Genomic DNA, 20,518 nt, shown 5'->3' with positions numbered 1-20,518 from the left:
AGAATCGCAATGGAACTTAGAGATATGATTACAGCGATTTTGATAATATTCGCAGGTGGAAATCCTGATAAAGTATTTAAAACATAAAAAAATGGCCAGAATTTCTTCCGACCATGACTAGGCTTTAGGCCTCATTTTTTTATTTAGAAAAAGGTAAACGAAGAAGTATTTATATAAACTTTAAGTTTATGAAAATAATAAATCAGTATATCATCTCTTGATAATGTATATTATTACTAATCCAAAATAACAACCCAAAAAAGTGTTCGCCCTTCGATCACTTTCAGCTATTATTAATAGTTATATTTTTCAACTTTAAATGACTCTTTCTTGTAAAAATTCTAAAAAAACAACCTTATTAATATTATTGAAAACAATTTAAAAATTAAATCATATGCGACAACCCTAATAAAACAAAGGAATAACACTCTATTTATCAAAACCTTAAATAAACATTAAAACTGAAATTAGGTGTTCGATTGTAATCCCCTCGACTCCCCTTGAAACAAAACCACAGTCCATTTGGAAATAATTTTTAATTTTTAACATTTTAACCTCAACAAGACATTAAACCCAGTTTTGAATATACTTTAAAACTTATCCTATATATTTCTATTAAAAACAGGCTAACTTCTTTAAATCCTGCATAAAATGGTTTGAAAATTGTATCGTAGGGGTCACAAAATATAAAAGCTCATTTCGTCTGAAATGAGCTTTTTTTTATAACTATTCTTGTTTAATATCTCTATTTCACGCATCTAAAACCAATATGATTTGCCGATGATTTTATTTCACCATGTCCTCGTGAACCTACTAAATATCTCGTGCAATATTCATCAGTACATAAAAAAGAACCGCCTCGGTGTACTTTTGTTAATGCATTAGGTTCCTTAGAATATTTAGACTTTTCAGGACCTTGCGGGTTTTTAGTTACTTTACCACTTTTTGCTAATTCCTGATAATAATCCTCACTATACCAATCATTAATTAGTTCCCATACATTACCTGCCATATCATACAAACCATAATCATTAGGAGCATACTGCCCTACTGGAGCCAATCCTACAAAACCGTCTTCTGCAGTGTCCCCTTTCTCAAGAGGAAAATCGCCCTGATAAATATTAGCCTGAAATTTCCCCCCTGGCTTTAAAATATTTCCCCAAGTATAGTATGTTCCGGTATTTCCACCTCTAGCAGCAAACTCCCATTCCGCTTCAGTAGGCAATCGTTTTCCTGCCCATTTGGCATAAGCAACAGCGTCTTCGTAGGCAATCTGAACAACTGGATAATTATCTTTCCCAATGATATTACTATCAGGACCTGTAGGATGTCTCCAGTCAGCACCACCAACATATTGCCACCAAGCCAAATAATTATTTAAATCGACTTTATTAAGTGTTGGTGTAAAAACTGCTGAACCAGCAATTAATTGTTCTAAAGGAACTCCCGGCAATTCTTCGGGAAGTGGTTTTTTTTCGGCTACAGTTACATAAGCTGTAGCTTTTACAAATTCGGCAAAATCTTTATTAGTTACTTCCGTTTTATCCATCCAAAAACCATCTACATACACTTGATGTATTGGCATTGCATCTTGAGTTACTCCTTGAATACTACACAAGCTCTCTGACTCTTTTTTACTTCCCATTGAGAATTCCCCTCCAGGAATCCATACCATACCTGCAGGAGTTTTATTTGGTTTATTGTTTTTATTCTCGATGGTAGCTTTATAGGTTGGTATAATTTCTTTATTGGTAAATTCATTCGAAACTTGAACACCTCTTTTTTTTGAAATAAATGAATAGAGGTATGCAAAACTTATTGTAAAAATGATCACTATAGAAATGCTTACTATTTTTTTGTTCCTAATCATTATTATTTTTTTTATTTACAATTTACAAATTTAAAATAGTTATACCTTTTAAAGCTTATAAAAACAACCAATTATAAAACTTGTCGTTCAAAAAAAATTATCTAAAACTCGACTCCATATTTTTAACAAATAAGCTAATCCCATAGTAAACTATAAAATTTCAATATCTGAAGAAAAAATAGCTAATTTTGTTTTAATTAAATTTTACGTCTTTGAAAAATATCCTCATAATTGACGACGAAGAAAAACTGCGCGGACTTTTAGCTCGTATTGTAAAATCAGAAGGATTTGAAGTCTTAGAAGCTGCTGATTTAAAATCAGGTTTTAAAAAATTAGAACAAAATAATATTGATGTCGTGCTTTGCGATGTGTTATTATCTGATGGAAATGGTGTCGAATTTCTTCAAAAAATCAAAACTGCTTTTCCCCTTACAGAGGTTATTTTGCTTACTGCTTATGGTAAAATTTCCGATGGCGTTCAGGCAATGAAAAATGGAGCTTTTGATTATATTGTCAAGGGTGATGATAACGATAAAATAATTCCTCTTCTATATAGGGCTATTGAAAAAGTCCAACTTCAAAAAAAAGTAAAACAGCTAGAACAAAGAATTTCAGATAAATATTCTTTTGATACAATCGTTGGCAAATCCAGAGGAATTGAGCAAGCGATTGATTTAGCTAAAAAAGTAGCCAAAACGACTTCAACAGTACTTTTAACCGGAGAAACAGGAACCGGAAAAGAAGTTTTTGCACAGGCAATTCACCAAAACAGCCAGAGTGCCGAAAAATCTTTTGTAGCATTGAACTGCAGTACTTTTGGCAAGGAAATATTAGAAAGCGAACTTTTTGGTCATAAACAGGGCGCTTTTACCGGAGCTCTAAAAGACAAAAAAGGTTTTATTGAAGAAGCCAATGGCGGGACTCTTTTTTTAGACGAAATAGGCGAAATGCCATTAGAATTACAGGCTAAACTACTTCGTGTATTGGAAACAAATGAATACATCCCATTAGGAGATACTGTTCCAAAAAAATCTCATTTTCGTTTAATAACGGCAACAAACAGAGATTTGAAACAGGAAAGTGAAGCACATCGTTTTAGATCTGATTTGTATTATCGATTGAATATTTTTGAAATTAATATTCCGCCATTAAGGGAAAGGGTTAAAGATATCCCGTTACTGACGCATTTTTTTGTTGATAAATTTTCGAATGCAATCAACAAAAAAACCTTGAAAATGGAGGATGATTTTTTGCAAAAATTAGAAACGTATCACTGGCCAGGTAATATTCGGGAACTTAAAAATGTGATTGAAAGAGCTGTAATTTTAAGTAATTCGGATGTACTGACTTTGGATGTATTACCTTATGAAATCCAACATCAATCAGATAAAACCAATAAAACACTATCGGCTTTTTCAATGCAAAGTATCGAAAAACTTCATATTCAAAAAGTTTTAAATTATACCAAAGGCAATAAAGCCGAAACCGCACGTTTACTTGAAATAGGTATTGCGACCTTATATCGAAAATTAGACGAATACAATATTCAATAACATATCCTTCTATTTTGAGAAAAGCTTATCATTTTGATAGGCTTTTTTTATGCCCTTTTTTGGCACAAACACCACAACCCTATAAGCAACAATAAGTTACATTTTTTTGTTTTTTATGGAATAGCTTTTGGCATAAGCAATGAAAAATTAAAAATCATTCTTATGAAAAATCAAGTTAACAGCATATACAAACAAGCAGAACGCTTTGCTGAAATTACTAAAAAAGCAATCATAACAGGAAATATCAGTCGGGCTAAAAATTACCTCGTTTTTGCTGAACAATTATTCAAAACAGGCAGTAACGAAACTAAAATTGCCATCACTAATGTCTATGTTTTATCTATTGCCACATTTATGGAAATGAAACATTGCAGCATCTCTAATTTGTTTCCAAAATCACTACAGGAAGAATACAATCAACAACTTCTTATTGCACGACTATAATTCTAATTTCAAATACTATATCATGTTACTCACTATTCTTTTACTCGCATTAGCCATATTGCTTTTTGCAATTTGTTTCAAATCTGTTGAATTTTTTGAAAAAATATAAGTCATGGCAGCACTATTCATTATCGCACTAATCGTTTTTGGCTATTTGATATACGTTTTAATCAATCCCGAAAAATTTTAAAAAGGTGAAAAGTAAAATGGCAAGTAAAGCCATCTTACTTTTCACAATTCACATTTAAAAACAAAATAACATGAACACAGAATTATTTGGTATCATCAGTATTTTTATTGTTTCGATAGTTCTAGCTATTCCAACAGGGAAATATATTGCCAAAATTTATTTAGGAGATAAAACATTTTTAGATCCTGTTTTTAATCCCATTGAAAAATTGATTTTCAAAATCAGTGGAATAAATGTTACTGAAGAGATGAACTGGAAACAGCATCTTAAAGCACTTTTAAGTATCAATATGGTTTGGTTCTTTCTTTGCTTTTTTGTTTTATTATTCCAGGGTTCTTTATTCCTCAATCCAGATAATAATCCAAGTATGTCAGCGGATCTGGCTTTTAATACTGCCATTTCCTTTTTAGTAAATTGTAATTTACAGCATTACTCAGGAGAAACAGGACTCTCTTACCTTTCGCAAATGGTTTTAATGTTTCTACAATTTGTTTCGGCGGGTGTCGGGATGGCTTCGGCAGCAATAGTTTTTATTGCTATGAAAGAAAGAACAACAGATAAATTAGGCAATTTCTATAATTATTTTATCAAAAGTTGTACTCGTATTTTATTGCCGCTTTCGGCAATTGTTGCTGTAATACTTTTGTTTAGTGGAACTCCGATGACTTTTGAAGGAAAAGATACAATCACTACTTTACAAGGTGATGAAGTGTCCGTTTCCAGAGGACCAGCTGCCGCTTTTATTGCTATCAAACATATTGGTACCAATGGTGGTGGTTTCTTTGGTGTGAATTCAGCGCATCCATTAGAAAATCCAAGTTATTTAACTAATGCTGTGGAACTTTTTTCACAACTAATTATCCCGTTTGCAATGATTTTTGCTTTAGGATTTTATCTAAAGAAAAGAAAGTTTTCCTATATCGTTTTTGGAGTAATGACAATTGGTTTTTTACTATTAGTCATTCCAACAGTCATAAACGAATGCAATGGAAACCCTGCTATCACAAAAATGGGAATTACTCAAACAACTGGTGCTATGGAAGGAAAAGAAGTTCGTTTTGGACCTGCCATTTCAGGATTTTGGAGTATCGCTACAACTGTAATTTCTACCGGTTCAGTAAACAGTATGCATGATAGTGCAATGCCTATTTCGGGAGCCATGCAATTATTAGCTATGATGGTTAACGCTTTTTATGGCGGCTGCGGTGTAGGATGGTTAAATTTCTACATTTTTATTATTCTGGCAGTATTTATTTCTGGGTTAATGGTAGGAAGAACCCCTGAATTTTTAGGTAAAAAAATCGAAGCCCGCGAAGTAAAAATTGCCGCATTTATTGCAATTCTTCATCCGTTATTGATATTATCAGGAACTGCTTTGGCCGCTTATTTTGCAGCAAATGGTACTCCTATGGGATTTTGGTTTAATGGCAATGCTACAGCCTGGCTAAATAACAATGGTTTCCATGGATTCTCTGAAATGTTATACGAATTCACCTCAAGTGCTGCCAACAACGGATCTGGTTTTGAAGGCCTTAGAGACAACAATCCTTTTTGGAATATATCTACAGGAATCGTATTGCTATTAGGCCGTTTCATCCCTATCATTGGTCCTGTTGCAATTGCTGGTTTGTTAGCCAATAAAAAATATATTCCGGAAAGTGCAGGAACTTTAAAAACCGATACAACTATTTTCGGAATTATGATTTTTGCAGTTATTGCCATAATCGCAGCACTATCCTTCTTCCCTGCTCTGGCTCTTGGACCATTAGCTGAATATTTTTCTATGTGAAAAGTAATTTGTGAAAAGTGAAATGAGAAATGTGTTATGTAAAAAGATAAATCTCACACCCTATATCTCCTATTAAAACATCACTTTTCACATCTTATATCTCAAAATTTATAATCCGCTATTAAGATTTTTAACTAGTCCATAAATAAGTTTTCCTATGACATCTAATTTTTCAATCAGTTGTTCACATTCATTTTCATTAATAAAGTTTAATTCTTTGCTTAGTAATATTAAAGTATCCAATTCGGATAAAGAGCCTAATGAAATATGTAAAAAATGGATAAATTCTTTTGTAGTTTTTCTAGCGGCACCCTCGGCAATATTTACTGGAACTGAAACAGAAGCTCTTCTAATTTGAGAAGTCAACCCAAATTTTTCATCGGAAGGAAATTGATTTGTCACTGAATAAATTTCTTTAACAAAATCAAAACTTTTAATCCAACAATTCAATTTTTTATGTGGTTTCATACTTTAAATGATTTTAAATAAATACCAAATATATTGAAACCTAAGACATTTAACATTTTACTTATAACATTTTACTCCTATCAAAATGACTCAAAATAAAACCAATTCATTATTTGAAAGTAAGCAAGTAAAAGAAGCATTTGTGCAATCTTTTGTAAAGCTTAATCCCAAAATAATGTTCAAAAATCCGGTAATGTTTACCGTCGAAATCGGAACTGCAATTATGTTCATTGTGTGTGTCGCTATAGCATTGGGTACAGAAAATCAAGGTAGCTTTACATATAATTTCATTGTGTTCTTCATTTTATTAGCGACGCTTTTGTTTGCCAATTTTGCCGAGGCCATTGCCGAAGCCAGAGGAAAAGCACAAGCTGATAGTTTAAGAAAAACCCGTGAAGAAACTCCTGCAAAACTTGAAAATGGCCAAATTGTATCTTCATCACAATTAACCAAAGGAACTATTTTTATTTGTGAAGCCGGTGATGTAATTGCCACTGATGGCGAAATCATTGAAGGTTTAGCTACTATCGACGAAAGCGCTATTACGGGTGAAAGTGCACCGGTTATCCGTGAAGCTGGCGGAGATAAATCATCGGTTACTGGTGGAACTAAAGTTTTATCAGATAAAATTAAAGTACAGGTAACATCTGAACCAGGAGAAAGTTTTCTTGACAAAATGATTGCTTTGGTCGAAGGTGCTTCTCGTCAAAAAACACCTAACGAAATTGCCTTAACCATTCTATTGGCAGCATTTACACTGATATTCGTAATTGTTTGCGTTACTCTAAAACCTTTTGCCGACTTTGCCAATGCTCCCATAACAATAGCCGCTTTTATTGCGCTTTTCGTTTGTTTAATTCCTACAACTATCGGAGGATTACTATCAGCGATTGGGATTGCAGGTATGGACAGAGCTTTGCGAGCTAATGTGATTACAAAATCAGGAAAAGCAGTAGAAACCGCCGGAGATATTGATGTATTGTTACTTGACAAAACCGGAACAATAACTATTGGTAACCGAAAAGCAACTAGTTTTTACCCTACAAAAGGAATTTCTCAGGAAGATTTTATCCAATCGGCAGTTTTAAGCTCACTTGCCGATGATACTCCCGAGGGAAAAAGTATTCTGGAACTAGGTATGATGGTAGCTGTAAATGGTAAAATACAGAAAAACATTTCACATTTAACAGAAAACATTTCACAAACTATCAAATTTACAGCCGAGACCAGAACAAGTGGTGTGATTTTAAAAGACGGAACCAACATTAGAAAAGGAGCTCAGGATGCTGCTAAAAATATTGTACAACAAGCAGGTAATTCATTTCCGGAAGATATAGATCAAAAAGTAATTACAATTTCTTCCAATGGAGGAACGCCTTTAGTTGTAATCAAAAACAATCAGGTGCAAGGAGTAATTGAATTACAGGATATTATCAAAACTGGAATGAAAGAACGTTTTGAACGTTTACGAAAAATGGGGGTTAAAACCGTAATGGTTACCGGAGATAATCCATTGACAGCCAAATTTATTGCCAAAAAAGCGGGTGTCGATGATTTCATTGCTGAAGCTAAACCTGAAGATAAGATGAATTACATCATAAACGAACAGCAAAATGGTAAACTTGTTGCCATGATGGGCGATGGTACTAATGATGCTCCTGCCCTTGCACAAGCCAATGTGGGTGTTGCAATGAATAGTGGAACTCAGGCTGCTAAAGAAGCTGGTAATATGGTTGATCTGGACAATGACCCAACCAAATTAATTGAGATTATTGAGATTGGGAAACAATTACTAATGACTCGTGGTACACTTACCACTTTCTCAATAGCCAATGATGTTGCTAAATATTTTGCCATTGTTCCGGCTCTTTTTATCGCTACAATTCCGGCTTTACAAAGTTTGAATATCATGAATTTACACAGTCCTGAAAGTGCCATTTTATCGGCGGTGATATTCAATGCTGTTATCATTCCAATATTAATTCCGCTGGCATTAAAAGGAGTTGATTATAAACCAATTGGAGCTAGTGCTATTTTAAAAAGAAATCTTTTGATTTACGGACTTGGAGGTTTAATTATTCCTTTTATCGGAATCAAATTAATTGATTTAGTGGTTTCAATATTCTTTTAACAAATCCCATTTAACATTCTAAAATAAAAAAAAATGAAAAATATATTTTCAATCCTAAAATTAACACTAGTACTGCTTTGTTTACTAGCGGTTATTTATCCTTTAAGCATTTACGGTCTGGCGCAATTTGCTCCAAATCAAGGAAAAGGCGAAACTCTATCAGTCAACGGAAAAGTTATTGGTTACCAAAAAATTGGACAAAAGTTCAATCAATCCAATTATTTCTGGGGAAGACCTTCGGCGGTTGATTATAATGCGGGAGCTAGTGGCGGTAGCAATAAAGGGCCTGCAAACAAAGAATATTTGGCTTTAGTTCAGAAAAGAATTGATACTTTTTTACTAATACATCCGTACTTAAAAAAATCTGAAATTCCATCGGATATAGTTACCGCTTCCGGAAGCGGACTTGATCCAAATATTTCTCAGCAAGCAGCACTCATTCAGGTGAAAAGAATTGCAAAAGAAAGAAATCTAGCAGAAGCTAAAGTAAAAGCTTTAGTAGAATCAAAAATAAACAAAGCAATAATGGGACCTGAAACGGTAAATGTGCTGGAATTGAATGTGGCTTTGGATGAACTTTCTCTGAAAAACACAAAGGTTCACACTAACTAAAACTCTAAGTTTTACCCTCTTTCATGGGGTACAATTTTTTCGATCAATTAATAAAAACAAAATGAAAAAAATACTACTGACTTTTTTAATCGCTTTTGGATATTCAAACGTAAAAGCTCAGGAAGAAATCGTAAAAAGTCCATTTACATTTTCAGGCTATGTTGATATATATTACAGCTACGATTTGGCAAAACCTGAAAACCATAATCGTCCTGGATTTTTTTACAATTATAATAAAAGCAACGAAGTCAACCTAAATCTGGGACTGGTAAAAGTGAACTATACTACTGCAACTATCCGAGGAAATTTTGCACTGATGGCAGGTACCTATCCCGAATATAATATGGCAGCAGAACAGGCTTTGCTAAAAAATGTCTATGAAGCAAATGTTGGTGTAAAAATATCTCAGAAACATAATCTGTGGATTGATGCAGGAATCATGCCTTCTCATATTGGTTTTGAAAGTGCCATTGGTAAAGACTGTCTAACTTTGACACGAAGTATTCTTGCCGAAAATTCTCCTTATTATGAGGCTGGTGTAAAATTAAGTTACACTTCTGAATCGGGGAAATGGTATCTGGCCGGAATGTATTTGAACGGGTGGCAAAGAATTCAAAAAGAGGAAGGCAATCAAACTCCTGCTTTTGGAACGCAAATCACATACAAACCTAGTGATAAAGTAGTTTTGAACTGGAGTACTTATATGGGTAATGAACAACCGGATTTAGACAAAAAATGGCGTTACTTTAATGATTTCTATGGCCAATTTAAATTAAACGAAAAAACAAATATTACGGCTGGATTTGATATTGGTTTTGAGCAAATAGCTAAAAATAGTACGCAATACAATACCTGGCTTGCGCCAATTTTAATTTTACAATACAAACCAACAGCAAAATTTCAGCTGGCGGCCAGAGGCGAATATTATAGTGATAAAAATGCAGTTATCGTTGCCACTTCAACTGCAAACGGATTTAAAACTTACGGATTTTCAACTAACTTTGATTATCTGATTTCAAATACAGTTATCTTTAGAATTGAAGCTAGAAATCTGTCAAGTAAGGATGCAATTTTTACAAAAAATAATATACCAACAGACACAAATACTTTTGTAACAACATCTTTGGCAATTAGTTTTTAATATCAATTAATGTTTTCTGTAAAATGTGATAAAATCAAAATTGACTTCTATTTTCATTTTACAGAAAACCTCTTTCTCTCAAAAAAATGGAACAGCAAAATAATGCACAGCACTTTTTGGATTTAATCCAGAAATCACGCAAAGGAAAGTTTAAAATTTACATTGGGATGAGTGCAGGTGTAGGTAAAACTTTCCGAATGCTACAGGAAACACATATGCTCTTAAAAAAGGGAATTGATATAAAAATTGGTTTTATAGAGACCCATAATCGCAAAGAAACACAGGAATTATTAGAAGGTCTACCTATTATTCCCAGAAGAAGCATTTTCTACAAAGGCAAACAACTGGAGGAAATGGATGTGCAGGCTATTATAAATCTTCGTCCGGAAGTAGTTATTGTTGATGAACTAGCGCACACCAATGTGGAAGGTAGTAAAAATGAGAAACGCTGGCAGGATGTTTTAGAAATTTTAGAAAGCGGAATTAATGTAATTTCGGCAGTGAATATTCAACATATTGAAAGTTTAAATCAGGATGTAAAACAAATTACAAATATTGAAGTCAAAGAACGAATTCCGGATAATGTACTTCGGTTAGCCGATGAAGTTGTGAATATTGATTTAACTTCTGATGAATTAATTAATCGCTTAAAAGAAGGAAAAATATATACTACTGATAAAATTCAAACAGCTTTAAACCATTTTTTTAAATCCGATCAAATTCTGCAATTACGAGAATTAGCCCTTAAAGAAGTGGCCAGTCAGGTGGTTCGAAAAGTTGAAAATGAAGTCCCTAAAAATATAGCACTACGCCAGGAAAAATTGCTGGCATGCATTAGCAGCAATGATAAAACTGCCAAAATTGTAATTAGGAAAGTTGCCCGATTAGCAAGTCATTACAACAGTGACTGGTATGTTTTGTATGTAGAGACACCAAGAGAAACACCAGATAAAATTGCGTTAGACAAACAACGGCATTTGATTAATAATTTCAAATTAGCCACTGAACTTGGTGCCGAAGTAATTAAAATCGAAGACTCCAAAATTACCAATGGAATTTTAAAAATTGTCCAACAAAAACAAATCACAACAGTTTGCATTGGAAAACCGCATTTGAATTTATTTAAAGTAATTTTGTCAACATCAATTTTTAGACGTTTATTAAATAATCTTTCATCATCAAATGTTGATCTTGTAATACTATCATAATGAATTGTGAAATGTGGAATGTGAGATGTGTTTTTTTTTCATTCACAATCAATATTTTACTTTTCACTTTTTACATTTAACAAAACAGAATATGAGAATTAAAACCAAATTGAATTTAGGAGTTGGATCATTATTTTTAATGATACTTATACTTACATTGGTGAGTGCTTTTTATATTTTTTCGATAAAAAAAGACACCGGAAATATTTTAAAAGCTAACTATAACACACTAGAATATTCCCGAAATATGTTGCTTTCATTAGATGAAATAAGCTTTAATGAAAACAAAGCCATTCTGGTTTTTGATAGTAATCTCAAAAAACAAATAAGAAATATTACCGAAATAAATGAAGACCGCATTACCAAAAAACTGGAATTAAATTTCGAATTATTAAAACAAAATAAAACGAATGAAAAACTAAAAGCAAAAATCCGACAAAATATTTTCGAGATTATGAAGCTGAATATGAATGCTATCAAAATTAAAAGTGATATTGCTAAACAAACTGCCGAAACAGCAAATTTGTGGATAGCCGTAGTGGGTACATTATGCTTTTTGATCGCTTTTAATTTACTGGTCAACTTACCTAATAATATTGCAAATCCCATCAAAGAATTAACGGCCAGTATTAAAGAAATTGCCAATAAAAACTATGCGGAAAGAGTTCATTTTTGGCACCATAATGAATTTGGCGATTTGGCAAAATCATTCAATACAATGGCCGAAAAATTACAGGAATACCATAATAGTAACCTGTACAAATTGTCATTTGAAAAGAAAAGACTGGAAACATTAATCAATAATATGCACGATCCAATTATTGGTTTGGACAATCAGGGTGTTATTTTATTTATCAATAATCAGGCTTTGAAAATTATTGGAATGAAACAAGAAGTCGTTATTGGAAAACAAGCAACAAATCTGGCTCTGACTAATGATTTAATGAAATCATTAATAGATACTGATTCGAACAATGCAAAGTCACAACCAATGAAAATTTTTGCCGATGCCAAGGAAAGTTATTTTGAAAAAGAAATCGTAAATATTACCATAAAACCAACAGGGGAAGACACATTAATCTCCATAGGAGATGTCATTATCTTGAGAAATATTACTGTTTTCAAAGAATTAGATTTTGCTAAAACTAATTTTATCGCTACCGTTTCTCACGAATTGAAAACGCCTATTTCTTCCATAAAAATGAGTTTACAATTGCTAGAAAACAAATCAACAGGAAGCATCAATGAAGAACAAAAACATCTCATAGAAGGTATTAAAGACGATAGCCAGCGCTTGTTAAAAATCACAGGAGAATTGTTGAAATTATCACAGCTTGAAACGGGAAATATTCAGTTGAATATTGAAAAAAGTAATCCGTACGAAATTGTACAATATGCCACCGAAGCAGTCAAAATTAAGGCCGAACAAAAGCAAATTAAAATCATTATGGATGCCGAGGAGAATTTGCCAGATGTTAAAGCAGATGCTGAAAAAACGAGTTGGGTTTTAATTAATTTTTTAACCAATGCCATTACGTATTCTTCTGAAAGCAGTACTATAAAAGTAAAATTAAAACAAAGAAACAATCAAATTGTTTTTGAAGTTATCGATTCAGGAAAAGGAATTGACAACCGTTATAAAAACAAAGTTTTCGATAAATATTTTCAAATTCCAGGCAGTAATAAATCAGGAACCGGTTTAGGATTAGCAATAAGTAAAGAATTTATTGAAGCCCAAAACGGAAGTATTAATGTGGAAAGTGAACTGGGACTTGGGAGTACTTTTAGTATTCATTTGAATATTGTTTAAATAAAACAAACCCTTCCACTTTACTCTTTCTTAGTAAAACCTTTTCTGGTCATTTCTCCCCAACCATGTGTACCCATAATTTTTTCTTTATATCCTACTAAAGCTGCATATACTCCAAGTGGATGAAAATAGAAAGGTTCTATAAAAGCAGCCAATAAAAGTTTGAAAAAATCAGCTTGTTTAGGGTATTTATGATAGGTTTTCTCTTCACTATACAAAGCTATAACCGAAAAGAAAATAGCAAAAGTGTACACAAATAGCACCAATAAAAAGAAGAAATACCAGTTAAGAATACCAAACACTATAAATACAATGGTAATTACAAGTCCTATAAACTCAATTGCCGGTGCCAAAAACTCAAACAAAGTCCAATAAGGCAAACTCAACATTCCCAACAATTTATATTTAGGATTCAGAAACATTTTCTTGTGAAAACTCAGTGTTTCAATCGTTCCTCGCATCCAGCGACTGCGTTGTTTTTTGAAAATCTTGAAATCCTCCGGTGCCTCAGTCCAACAAAGAGGATCAGGTATATAACTTACAGAATAGGGTAATTTATTTTCAATCATGTAACGGCGCATTCTTACTACCAGTTCCATATCCTCTCCTACTGTTTTTGTACTATAACCTCCAGCCAGTAAAGCTATTTCTTTGTCAAATGCACCAAAAGCACCACTGATAAGCAATAAACCATCGAGACGGCCCCAAGCCATTCGTCCAAGTAAAAAAGCTCTTAAATATTCTAAAACCTGAATTCTTGGTAATAAACGATCTGGAACGTTTACCTCAACTAAGCGTCCGTTTTTTATCACACATTGGTTAGCAATTCGCACAACACCGCCAGTAGCTATAATACGTTTATCATGAGATTCTAAAAAGGGTTTAGCCAACTTTAACAGCGAATCCTTATCCAGAATACAATCAACATCAATACAAACAACATAAGGATTTTGTGCAATATTAAGTCCTACATTCAACGCATCAGCTTTTCCACCATTTTCCTTATCAACAACTATCAATTTTTTAAAAGCAGCATTTCTGGAAGTATAAATTCCTTTAATTTTTTTTGTTTCCACTTTTGTACTAATATCAAGTTCTGTCAAAACCAAATCATACGTTTTGATGAGAATTTCCATTGAATTGTCTTTACTTCCGTCATTGACTACAATAACCTGATAATTATTATAATTAAGTGACAATAGTGATTTTACATTTTCTTCTATAGTAAAACCTTCGTTATAAGCGGGTGCAATTAATGAAAGTTTTGGAGCAAATTCACTGGTAAGAAGCACTTCATAATCTACGAAACTATTTTTTTTAAGGTAACTTCGCAATTCCTTTGTAGAGAGATAAGCCAATATTAAATAAGAAGACATTATCAAAATTGCATAGGCCAGAATTAGGATCATATAAATATCCAAAAGCCAAGTCAAATCGGTATCAAAAAAAGTCATTCGTCTGAAAATTATACGGTTAATGTCAGCAATACACTTTGCGCCTCACTTTTAATAAATGTATTGGGAGCTTTAGCTACCAATTGAGTCACAAAAGGAACTTTTTGCGTAAGCTTCAATTCCTTTATAAGTTTTAATCCAAGTGCCACAACAGTAGTGTTTTGTGATTCTAATAGAAATTCGACTCCTTGAATATCACCGATATCGTGTTTCTTAAAAGCGCCAATAATATTCAACTGCGTCCAATTGTCAATAGGATAAGGATGTTCTGTGAGATGAATAATACTTCGAGTTCCTTCCAATTTTATACAGGCATTAATAGCCGTAAGTTTCAAGGTTTTATTTCGATCTTTTGAAGCCGAAATAATTTTATCAAAAGCTTCAACAATATTAAATTGAGCAAGTTCAGTAATTCCTTTACATTTTACTTCCCATTTCAGGCTTTTGAGTTTTTTATAAGAATCATTAGTAAGCCCGGAATCTTTATAAAACTGTTCTAATTTTCGGGCATAAACTCCCTCATAATTTTTATGCAGATTCGTAATCGACTCTACTAATACTTCTCTAAAATATGCCTTTTTTGAAAACAAATTGTACTCTGTATTTTCTTTTATTTCAGAAAAAGGAGTATCTTCAAAAACAATCAAAAACATTAATTTTTCAATTAGTTTATCATATTCTACCCTTAATTTTTCTTTTTTTATTTTCTTATTTCGGCTTATAACAATAAGTAAATAGAAAATAACTGAAGCTGCGACAAACAAACCAATTGCATCGATTAGAAAAGGCTCCACCCATTGCTCACTTTTATAAAATTCCCAAAGATTTATCATATTGAAATTTTAGAAATATTACTTTCTTCTCCTAAAAAAGAGCATCTAGTAAGATGTAAATAACTTTAAACTCTTGTACTTAGCAACTTATTAATCCTAACTAAAAGTACGGCAGGGCTTACAGGTTTGGCCATGAATTCATTGGCTCCTAAATCAAAAGAATCCAACTCAGTTTGTTCAACACCCGAAGACGTAAATACAATGATAGGAATATCAGAACCTAAATTTTGTCTTACGTGTTGCGTAATTTCCATTCCACTGATTCCCGGCATATTGATATCAGTCAAAATCAAGTCATAGCTATTTTTTTCAATAGCTTCAAGTGCATCTTTACCGTCAGCAAACTGGTCGACAGTAAATCCTTTCGATTCTAAGAAAAAAGATAATGATTTACGTAGGATGTCATTATCTTCAGATAAGATTATTCTCATAGAGTTGTATTTTTGGGGCAATCTATATAATTTAATGTAAAGCTAGGGCATATTTGTCGTTTATCATAATGCTTTTAGAATTTTAACCATTTCTGCAATTTCTAAGTCAAATCGATTAATTTTCGAAATTGTTTCTGATGTGAATTGCCCAGATTTAGCTTCAATCTCTATAACTGACAGGCTATTGCTCAAATCTTCCATCATAAAAAGATCAATACTGGATTTCATATTATGCGCCTGTTTTTTTACTTCTTCTTTATCATCTTTATGAAATGCTTCTAACATTTGAATTGTTTGAAGTGGCACTTTTTCTATAAAAAGTTCAATCATCTCATTTCTAAAATCTGGGTTACCGCAGCCCATTTCGTCTAAAAGAGAAAAGTCAATTTTTGTATTCTGTTTTAAGTTTTCTTCTTTACTTAAAACCGATTTTATGGTATTTAAAAGAACTTCCTGTTTAAATGGTTTTGGCACATATGCATTCATTCCTGTATTATAACAACGCTCCTGTTCACCGGCTAGCGAATGTGCTGTCATAGCAATAATAGGAATGTTTGAGTTCATTTCGTTTCTAATGTATTCGGTTGTTTGATAACCATCCTTCAATGGCATTTGAAGATCCATTAATACCAAATCGTATTTATTTTTAGATAAAAAATCGATACCTTCTTCTCCATTATCGGCTACATCTAATTCAAAACCAAAACTCTGAATAACACTTCTGGCTAGTTTTTGGTTTAAAACATTGTCTTCACAAAGTAATATCTTAAGTTTTCCCAAATCATTTCCTGAAAAAGTAGTAACAGCTGTTTCATAATTATCTACTTTTTTAAAGTTCAGTGAAAAGAAAAACTCAGAACCTCTTCCTTCTTTACTTTTAACATAAATTTCCGTATTGTGCAATTTAATCAGCGATTTTACAATACTTAGTCCAAGACCAGTACCACCAAACCTTCTGGTAGTACTGTCTTCGGCCTGTGTAAATCGTTCGAAAATGCTTTTAAGTTTGTCTTCAGGAATCCCAATACCGGTATCTTTTACAGAAAATCGAAGGGTATAATTATCGGCTGTTTCATCTACTTTTTTCACAGAGACGGTCACCTCACCTTCTTCGGTAAATTTTAAAGCATTTGCGATAAGATTAACTAAAATCTGATTCAATCTTCCCTGATCACCAATAACCATTTCAGGCATATCAGCATCTAAAAAAAGATTAAATTCAACATCCTTAGGTACCTTTACTTTCAATAAATCATAAACATGCTTCAACGTCTTTCGCAAATGAAAGGGTTCGGCATCAATGGCTAGATTTCCAGATTCAATTTTAGACAAATCCAAAATATCATTCACTATCAACAGTAAATTTTCTCCTGCTACCTGAACATTATCAATATATTCCTGCTGTAGTTTATCCAGATTTGTTTGTGCCAAAAGATCCGTAAAACCAATGATTGCATTTAATGGCGTTCTGATTTCATGACTCATATTAGCCAAAAAACTATCTTTAGCCAATACTGCCCGTTCAGCAATTTTTTTCTGAGCGTCTAATTCAATATTTTTAGTTTGTAACTCTAATTGATTTATTACATGTTTCGCTAAAATAGACAAGGCATTACGCTGATTTTCATTTAGCTCCTTAGTAACATGATCTAAAGCGCAAATGGTCCCAATATTATAACCATCAGGTGTTGTAAGCGGAATTCCAGCATAAAATCGAATTTTAAAACCTCCCGTAACATTGGGATCATCTTTTAAGCGTTCATTCAAATGAGTATCACTAATCTCAACCAATTCCGATTCCATTATGGTATACTGGCAAAAGGAAATTTCACGTGGTACTTCAGAAACACCAATTCCAATTTCAGATTTAAACCATTGCCTGCTTTCATCTATGAACGAAATATGAGCCATTGGTACACCACAAATATAGGACACTAATTTTGTTGTATCGTTAAAAGCATTATCTGGTAGTGTATATAGAATATTATAACGTTTTAATGCTGATAAACGTTCGGATTCGTTGAGCGGAATAGGAAAAACTTTATTACTCATTATCTGAAAAATATAATGTAAAGTTCATAAAGATAAAATAATTCTAATAAATAAGCTCGTTTAATAGATTCTTAATAATTACTTTACAAAACCTGAGTAGTTTTATAAACCTGAATAGGTGTAGCCAATAAGTTTTCGGTTTTAGCTATGAAATCCAACAAATACGTTTGTTTATTATGTATATCAAGACCTGCCTGATCTGTCCATTCTTCCCAAATAATGAAAATATTATCGGTATAATGTAAATCATATCGAATACAGGCTGCTTCATTTCTGGTACTATTAACAAGGTGATGAACCATTTCTTTAACCTCATCGGTACTTTCTTTTTTGCTTTTTATAATAGCTGTAATCGAAATCATAATTTTAAATCGTTTAAAAAATTATTCTATATGTGACAAATATTCCTGTTTAAAGATAATACAATTTCTATTTTTTCGGTTTTCAAACCAATAAAATTTAGTCCCATATTTTATTAAAAAAAAAGGATTTCACTACTTAATGCGAAATCCTTTTTCAATCTAAAAACTAACCAATATTTTAATTTTATTTACCAAAAAACGGTATATAATGCCACTAATACGCTACAGATAATAAACGACCCAATTATAAACTCTGAAGATACTTTAAACATTGCAGTATCTACTTCTATCTTATGTTTTTCATGCAATAAAACCGGTTCTGGTTTTAGCAAACTAACAAATATCATTATCACTACAATCATAACAAAAGTAATACTCATTCGGTCTAAGAAAGGAAAATCCGGGAATGCTCCGTTAGTCCACATAGGTAAAAACTTTAAAACAGTTGCAATTGGCACTGTCAACAAAGCACCTGCAAGTCCGGCATTAGCAGTTGTTTTTTTCCAAAACATTCCCAACATAAAAATCGCTAATACTCCCGGTGAAAAGAAACCTACGTATTCCTGAATGAATTGATAAGCTTGATCTAAGGATTTCAGCGAAGGAGCAACAATTGCACCAATCACCATTGCTACAACTACAGCTACTCTGCCTACACGCACTAATTTTTTTTCAGAAGCCGTTTTATCAAAATATTTTCGGTAAATATCCAGAGAAAAAATGGTCGAAATACTATTGGCTTTTCCAGCTAAAGAAGCCACAATTGCAGCAGTTAAAGCAGCCAAAGCAATTCCTTTTAAACCTGCAGGCAATAAATTCATCAGGGTTGGATAAGCACGATCTGGTTTTAAAACTCCTGTAGCATCCAGCATTTCCTGTTGGAACATTCCGTTTTGATGCATTACATACATCGCAATTCCTGGCAACACTGCAATAACCGGAACTAATAATTTCAAGAATGCTGCAAACAAAATCCCTTTGCGAGCGGTTTTTAAATCGGCACCTAAAGCTCTTTGTACAATATACTGATTACAACCCCAATAAGCCAGGTTATTAATTAACATCCCTCCTATAATCACCGACATACCCGGCAATTCGGTATAATGAGGATTAGATTTATCAAATATCATTTGCAAATGTCCCGGTGCTTTATCAGCAATAATTGACAAACCTTTAAAAATATCTTTTCCAAATCCGAATTGTTCTGAAAGTAAGGTTAATGCTAAATAAGTAGTTACTAAACCACCCAAAATCAGTACAATTACCTGAAACATATCAGTATACCCAATTACTTTCATTCCTCCTAAAGTAACGATAACGGAGAACAAACTTAATCCGATAACACAAAATTCAAAACTAACTGGCGCTATCGATGAAATAGCTAAAGCTCCTAAATAAATAATCGAAGTAAGATTTACAAAAACATAAATCAATAACCAAATGACAGCCATAATAGCACTTACGGTATCATTATATCTTTTTGCCAAAAATTGTGGCATGGTAAAAATCTTATTCTTAAGATATACCGGAAGAATAAACATCGCCACTATAATCAATGTCGCAGCCGACATCCATTCGTAAGAAGAAATTGCTAATCCAAGTGCAAAACCTGAACCACTCATCCCAATAAAATGCTCCGCCGAAATATTAGAAGCAATTAGTGAAGCACCAATAGCCCACCAGGTGAGCGAACCCTCGGCTAAAAAATAATCATTTGAACTTGTAACTGCATTCTTCTTACTTCGGTAAATATACATCCCGTAAGAAGTGACAATAACAAAATAAATAAGAAACACAATGTAATCTGCGGTTTGTAATGCATTCATAATTTTGAGTTGGTTTGGTTTATAATAGCCAATAGCAAGACTATCTAAACAAATTTAGAATGGAAACAAAAATCTAATATGGATTTTTTATGCGAATGCATGGATTGATTTTGCAGAAACAACTAATAATCAATTCAATTAATTGAAAAATCTACTTTTGCTATATCTTTACCAAAACACAGTCTTACTTTTTACCCCAAATAAAAAATGCTTCCCAATGGAGTAGTCATGGTCGGAAGATTATTCTTCCGACTTTTTTTGTTATATAAGTCATATAAATCAATAATTCGATCCATAATTTTATGTGTTTATATTGCTTAAATGAATGAAATTTCTTATATTTA

Annotated in this window: 17 protein-coding genes; 9 read left to right on the top strand and 8 right to left on the bottom strand. The window is 32.7% G+C overall.

Annotated elements, in window-relative coordinates; translation table 11 throughout:
• Positions 1-745: 745 nt before the first annotated feature.
• Positions 746-1,870: a formylglycine-generating enzyme family protein gene (locus AAEO59_RS15640; RefSeq protein ID WP_341701687.1), complete on the bottom strand. Its 1,125-nt coding sequence runs from the start codon at positions 1,868-1,870 to the stop codon at positions 746-748.
• Between the two features lie 212 nt (positions 1,871-2,082).
• Between AAEO59_RS15640 and AAEO59_RS15635 the strand changes: the two genes are divergently transcribed.
• The 4 genes from AAEO59_RS15635 (at position 2,083) to kdpA (ending at position 5,846) form a co-directional block, all read left to right on the top strand.
• Positions 2,083-3,423 (top strand): sigma-54-dependent transcriptional regulator, encoded by a 1,341-nt coding sequence (locus AAEO59_RS15635; protein WP_341701686.1) that lies wholly within the window; start codon positions 2,083-2,085, stop codon positions 3,421-3,423.
• A 162-nt stretch (positions 3,424-3,585) separates the two neighbouring features.
• Positions 3,586-3,867 carry a DUF7674 family protein gene (locus tag AAEO59_RS15630; protein WP_341701685.1) on the top strand — a complete coding sequence of 94 codons (282 nt, stop codon included), beginning with the start codon at positions 3,586-3,588 and terminating at the stop codon, positions 3,865-3,867.
• Positions 3,868-3,979: 112 nt separating this feature from the next.
• Positions 3,980-4,057 carry a K(+)-transporting ATPase subunit F gene (kdpF, locus tag AAEO59_RS16400; protein WP_407934940.1) on the top strand — a complete coding sequence of 26 codons (78 nt, stop codon included), beginning with the start codon at positions 3,980-3,982 and terminating at the stop codon, positions 4,055-4,057.
• 70 nt (positions 4,058-4,127) lie between these two features.
• The gene (gene kdpA / locus AAEO59_RS15625) at positions 4,128-5,846 is read left to right on the top strand and encodes a potassium-transporting ATPase subunit KdpA (RefSeq protein WP_341701684.1); all 1,719 of its coding nucleotides are present in this window, start codon (positions 4,128-4,130) and stop codon (positions 5,844-5,846) included.
• A 108-nt stretch (positions 5,847-5,954) separates the two neighbouring features.
• Here the strand turns inward: kdpA and AAEO59_RS15620 are convergent, their stop codons facing one another.
• On the bottom strand, positions 5,955-6,314 hold the full coding sequence (locus AAEO59_RS15620) for a four helix bundle protein (protein ID WP_341701683.1): 360 nt from the start codon (positions 6,312-6,314) through the stop codon (positions 5,955-5,957).
• Positions 6,315-6,399: 85 nt separating this feature from the next.
• Here AAEO59_RS15620 and kdpB point away from each other — a divergent pair, with 85 nt between their 5' ends.
• From kdpB to AAEO59_RS15595, 5 genes are all read left to right on the top strand, one after another.
• Positions 6,400-8,445: a potassium-transporting ATPase subunit KdpB gene (gene kdpB, locus AAEO59_RS15615; RefSeq protein WP_341701682.1), complete on the top strand. Its 2,046-nt coding sequence runs from the start codon at positions 6,400-6,402 to the stop codon at positions 8,443-8,445.
• A gap of 33 nt (positions 8,446-8,478) precedes the next feature.
• Positions 8,479-9,057 (top strand): K(+)-transporting ATPase subunit C, encoded by a 579-nt coding sequence (locus tag AAEO59_RS15610; RefSeq protein ID WP_341701681.1) that lies wholly within the window; start codon positions 8,479-8,481, stop codon positions 9,055-9,057.
• 61 nt (positions 9,058-9,118) lie between these two features.
• Positions 9,119-10,198, top strand: coding sequence for a porin (locus tag AAEO59_RS15605; RefSeq protein WP_341701680.1), 1,080 nt, complete (start codon positions 9,119-9,121; stop codon positions 10,196-10,198).
• An 86-nt stretch (positions 10,199-10,284) separates the two neighbouring features.
• On the top strand, positions 10,285-11,406 hold the full coding sequence (locus tag AAEO59_RS15600) for a sensor protein KdpD (protein WP_341701679.1): 1,122 nt from the start codon (positions 10,285-10,287) through the stop codon (positions 11,404-11,406).
• 91 nt (positions 11,407-11,497) lie between these two features.
• On the top strand, positions 11,498-13,216 hold the full coding sequence (locus AAEO59_RS15595; RefSeq protein WP_341701678.1) for an ATP-binding protein: 1,719 nt from the start codon (positions 11,498-11,500) through the stop codon (positions 13,214-13,216).
• Positions 13,217-13,236: 20 nt separating this feature from the next.
• Here AAEO59_RS15595 and AAEO59_RS15590 read toward each other — a convergent pair whose 3' ends face one another.
• The 6 genes from AAEO59_RS15590 to AAEO59_RS15565 form a co-directional block, all read right to left on the bottom strand.
• Positions 13,237-14,670, bottom strand: a complete 1,434-nt coding sequence (locus AAEO59_RS15590) for a glycosyltransferase family 2 protein (protein ID WP_341701677.1) — start codon at positions 14,668-14,670, stop codon at positions 13,237-13,239.
• Positions 14,671-14,681: 11 nt separating this feature from the next.
• The gene (locus AAEO59_RS15585; protein WP_341701676.1) at positions 14,682-15,503 is read right to left on the bottom strand and encodes a hypothetical protein; all 822 of its coding nucleotides are present in this window, start codon (positions 15,501-15,503) and stop codon (positions 14,682-14,684) included.
• 65 nt (positions 15,504-15,568) lie between these two features.
• Positions 15,569-15,934, bottom strand: a complete 366-nt coding sequence (locus tag AAEO59_RS15580; protein WP_341701675.1) for a response regulator transcription factor — start codon at positions 15,932-15,934, stop codon at positions 15,569-15,571.
• 63 nt (positions 15,935-15,997) lie between these two features.
• On the bottom strand, positions 15,998-17,986 hold the full coding sequence (locus tag AAEO59_RS15575) for an ATP-binding protein (protein WP_341701674.1): 1,989 nt from the start codon (positions 17,984-17,986) through the stop codon (positions 15,998-16,000).
• A gap of 83 nt (positions 17,987-18,069) precedes the next feature.
• The gene (locus AAEO59_RS15570) at positions 18,070-18,348 is read right to left on the bottom strand and encodes a putative quinol monooxygenase (RefSeq protein WP_341701673.1); all 279 of its coding nucleotides are present in this window, start codon (positions 18,346-18,348) and stop codon (positions 18,070-18,072) included.
• Positions 18,349-18,536: 188 nt separating this feature from the next.
• On the bottom strand, positions 18,537-20,174 hold the full coding sequence (locus AAEO59_RS15565; protein WP_341701672.1) for a sodium:solute symporter family transporter: 1,638 nt from the start codon (positions 20,172-20,174) through the stop codon (positions 18,537-18,539).
• Positions 20,175-20,518 lie beyond the last annotated feature (344 nt).

The organism is Flavobacterium flavipallidum (genome assembly GCF_038289905.1).
GTDB lineage: Bacteria > Bacteroidota > Bacteroidia > Flavobacteriales > Flavobacteriaceae > Flavobacterium > Flavobacterium flavipallidum.
The sequence above is the reverse complement of the archived record's forward strand: the minus strand, read 5'-3'. Positions and strand labels throughout refer to the sequence as shown.

What these genes read in the sequence shown, in the direction of transcription:
- AAEO59_RS15640 (WP_341701687.1), bottom strand. Translation starts at nt 1,870, where the DNA reads ATGATTAGGAACAAAAAAATAGTAAGCATTTCTATAGTGATCATTTTT.
- AAEO59_RS15630 (WP_341701685.1), top strand. Translation starts at nt 3,586, where the DNA reads ATGAAAAATCAAGTTAACAGCATATACAAACAAGCAGAACGCTTTGCT.
- kdpF (WP_407934940.1), top strand. Translation starts at nt 3,980, where the DNA reads ATGGCAGCACTATTCATTATCGCACTAATCGTTTTTGGCTATTTGATA.
- kdpA (WP_341701684.1), top strand. Translation starts at nt 4,128, where the DNA reads ATGAACACAGAATTATTTGGTATCATCAGTATTTTTATTGTTTCGATA.
- AAEO59_RS15620 (WP_341701683.1), bottom strand. Translation starts at nt 6,314, where the DNA reads ATGAAACCACATAAAAAATTGAATTGTTGGATTAAAAGTTTTGATTTT.
- kdpB (WP_341701682.1), top strand. Translation starts at nt 6,400, where the DNA reads ATGACTCAAAATAAAACCAATTCATTATTTGAAAGTAAGCAAGTAAAA.
- AAEO59_RS15610 (WP_341701681.1), top strand. Translation starts at nt 8,479, where the DNA reads ATGAAAAATATATTTTCAATCCTAAAATTAACACTAGTACTGCTTTGT.
- AAEO59_RS15605 (WP_341701680.1), top strand. Translation starts at nt 9,119, where the DNA reads ATGAAAAAAATACTACTGACTTTTTTAATCGCTTTTGGATATTCAAAC.
- AAEO59_RS15600 (WP_341701679.1), top strand. Translation starts at nt 10,285, where the DNA reads ATGGAACAGCAAAATAATGCACAGCACTTTTTGGATTTAATCCAGAAA.
- AAEO59_RS15595 (WP_341701678.1), top strand. Translation starts at nt 11,498, where the DNA reads ATGAGAATTAAAACCAAATTGAATTTAGGAGTTGGATCATTATTTTTA.
- AAEO59_RS15590 (WP_341701677.1), bottom strand. Translation starts at nt 14,670, where the DNA reads ATGACTTTTTTTGATACCGATTTGACTTGGCTTTTGGATATTTATATG.
- AAEO59_RS15585 (WP_341701676.1), bottom strand. Translation starts at nt 15,503, where the DNA reads ATGATAAATCTTTGGGAATTTTATAAAAGTGAGCAATGGGTGGAGCCT.
- AAEO59_RS15580 (WP_341701675.1), bottom strand. Translation starts at nt 15,934, where the DNA reads ATGAGAATAATCTTATCTGAAGATAATGACATCCTACGTAAATCATTA.
- AAEO59_RS15575 (WP_341701674.1), bottom strand. Translation starts at nt 17,986, where the DNA reads ATGAGTAATAAAGTTTTTCCTATTCCGCTCAACGAATCCGAACGTTTA.
- AAEO59_RS15570 (WP_341701673.1), bottom strand. Translation starts at nt 18,348, where the DNA reads ATGATTTCGATTACAGCTATTATAAAAAGCAAAAAAGAAAGTACCGAT.
- AAEO59_RS15565 (WP_341701672.1), bottom strand. Translation starts at nt 20,174, where the DNA reads ATGAATGCATTACAAACCGCAGATTACATTGTGTTTCTTATTTATTTT.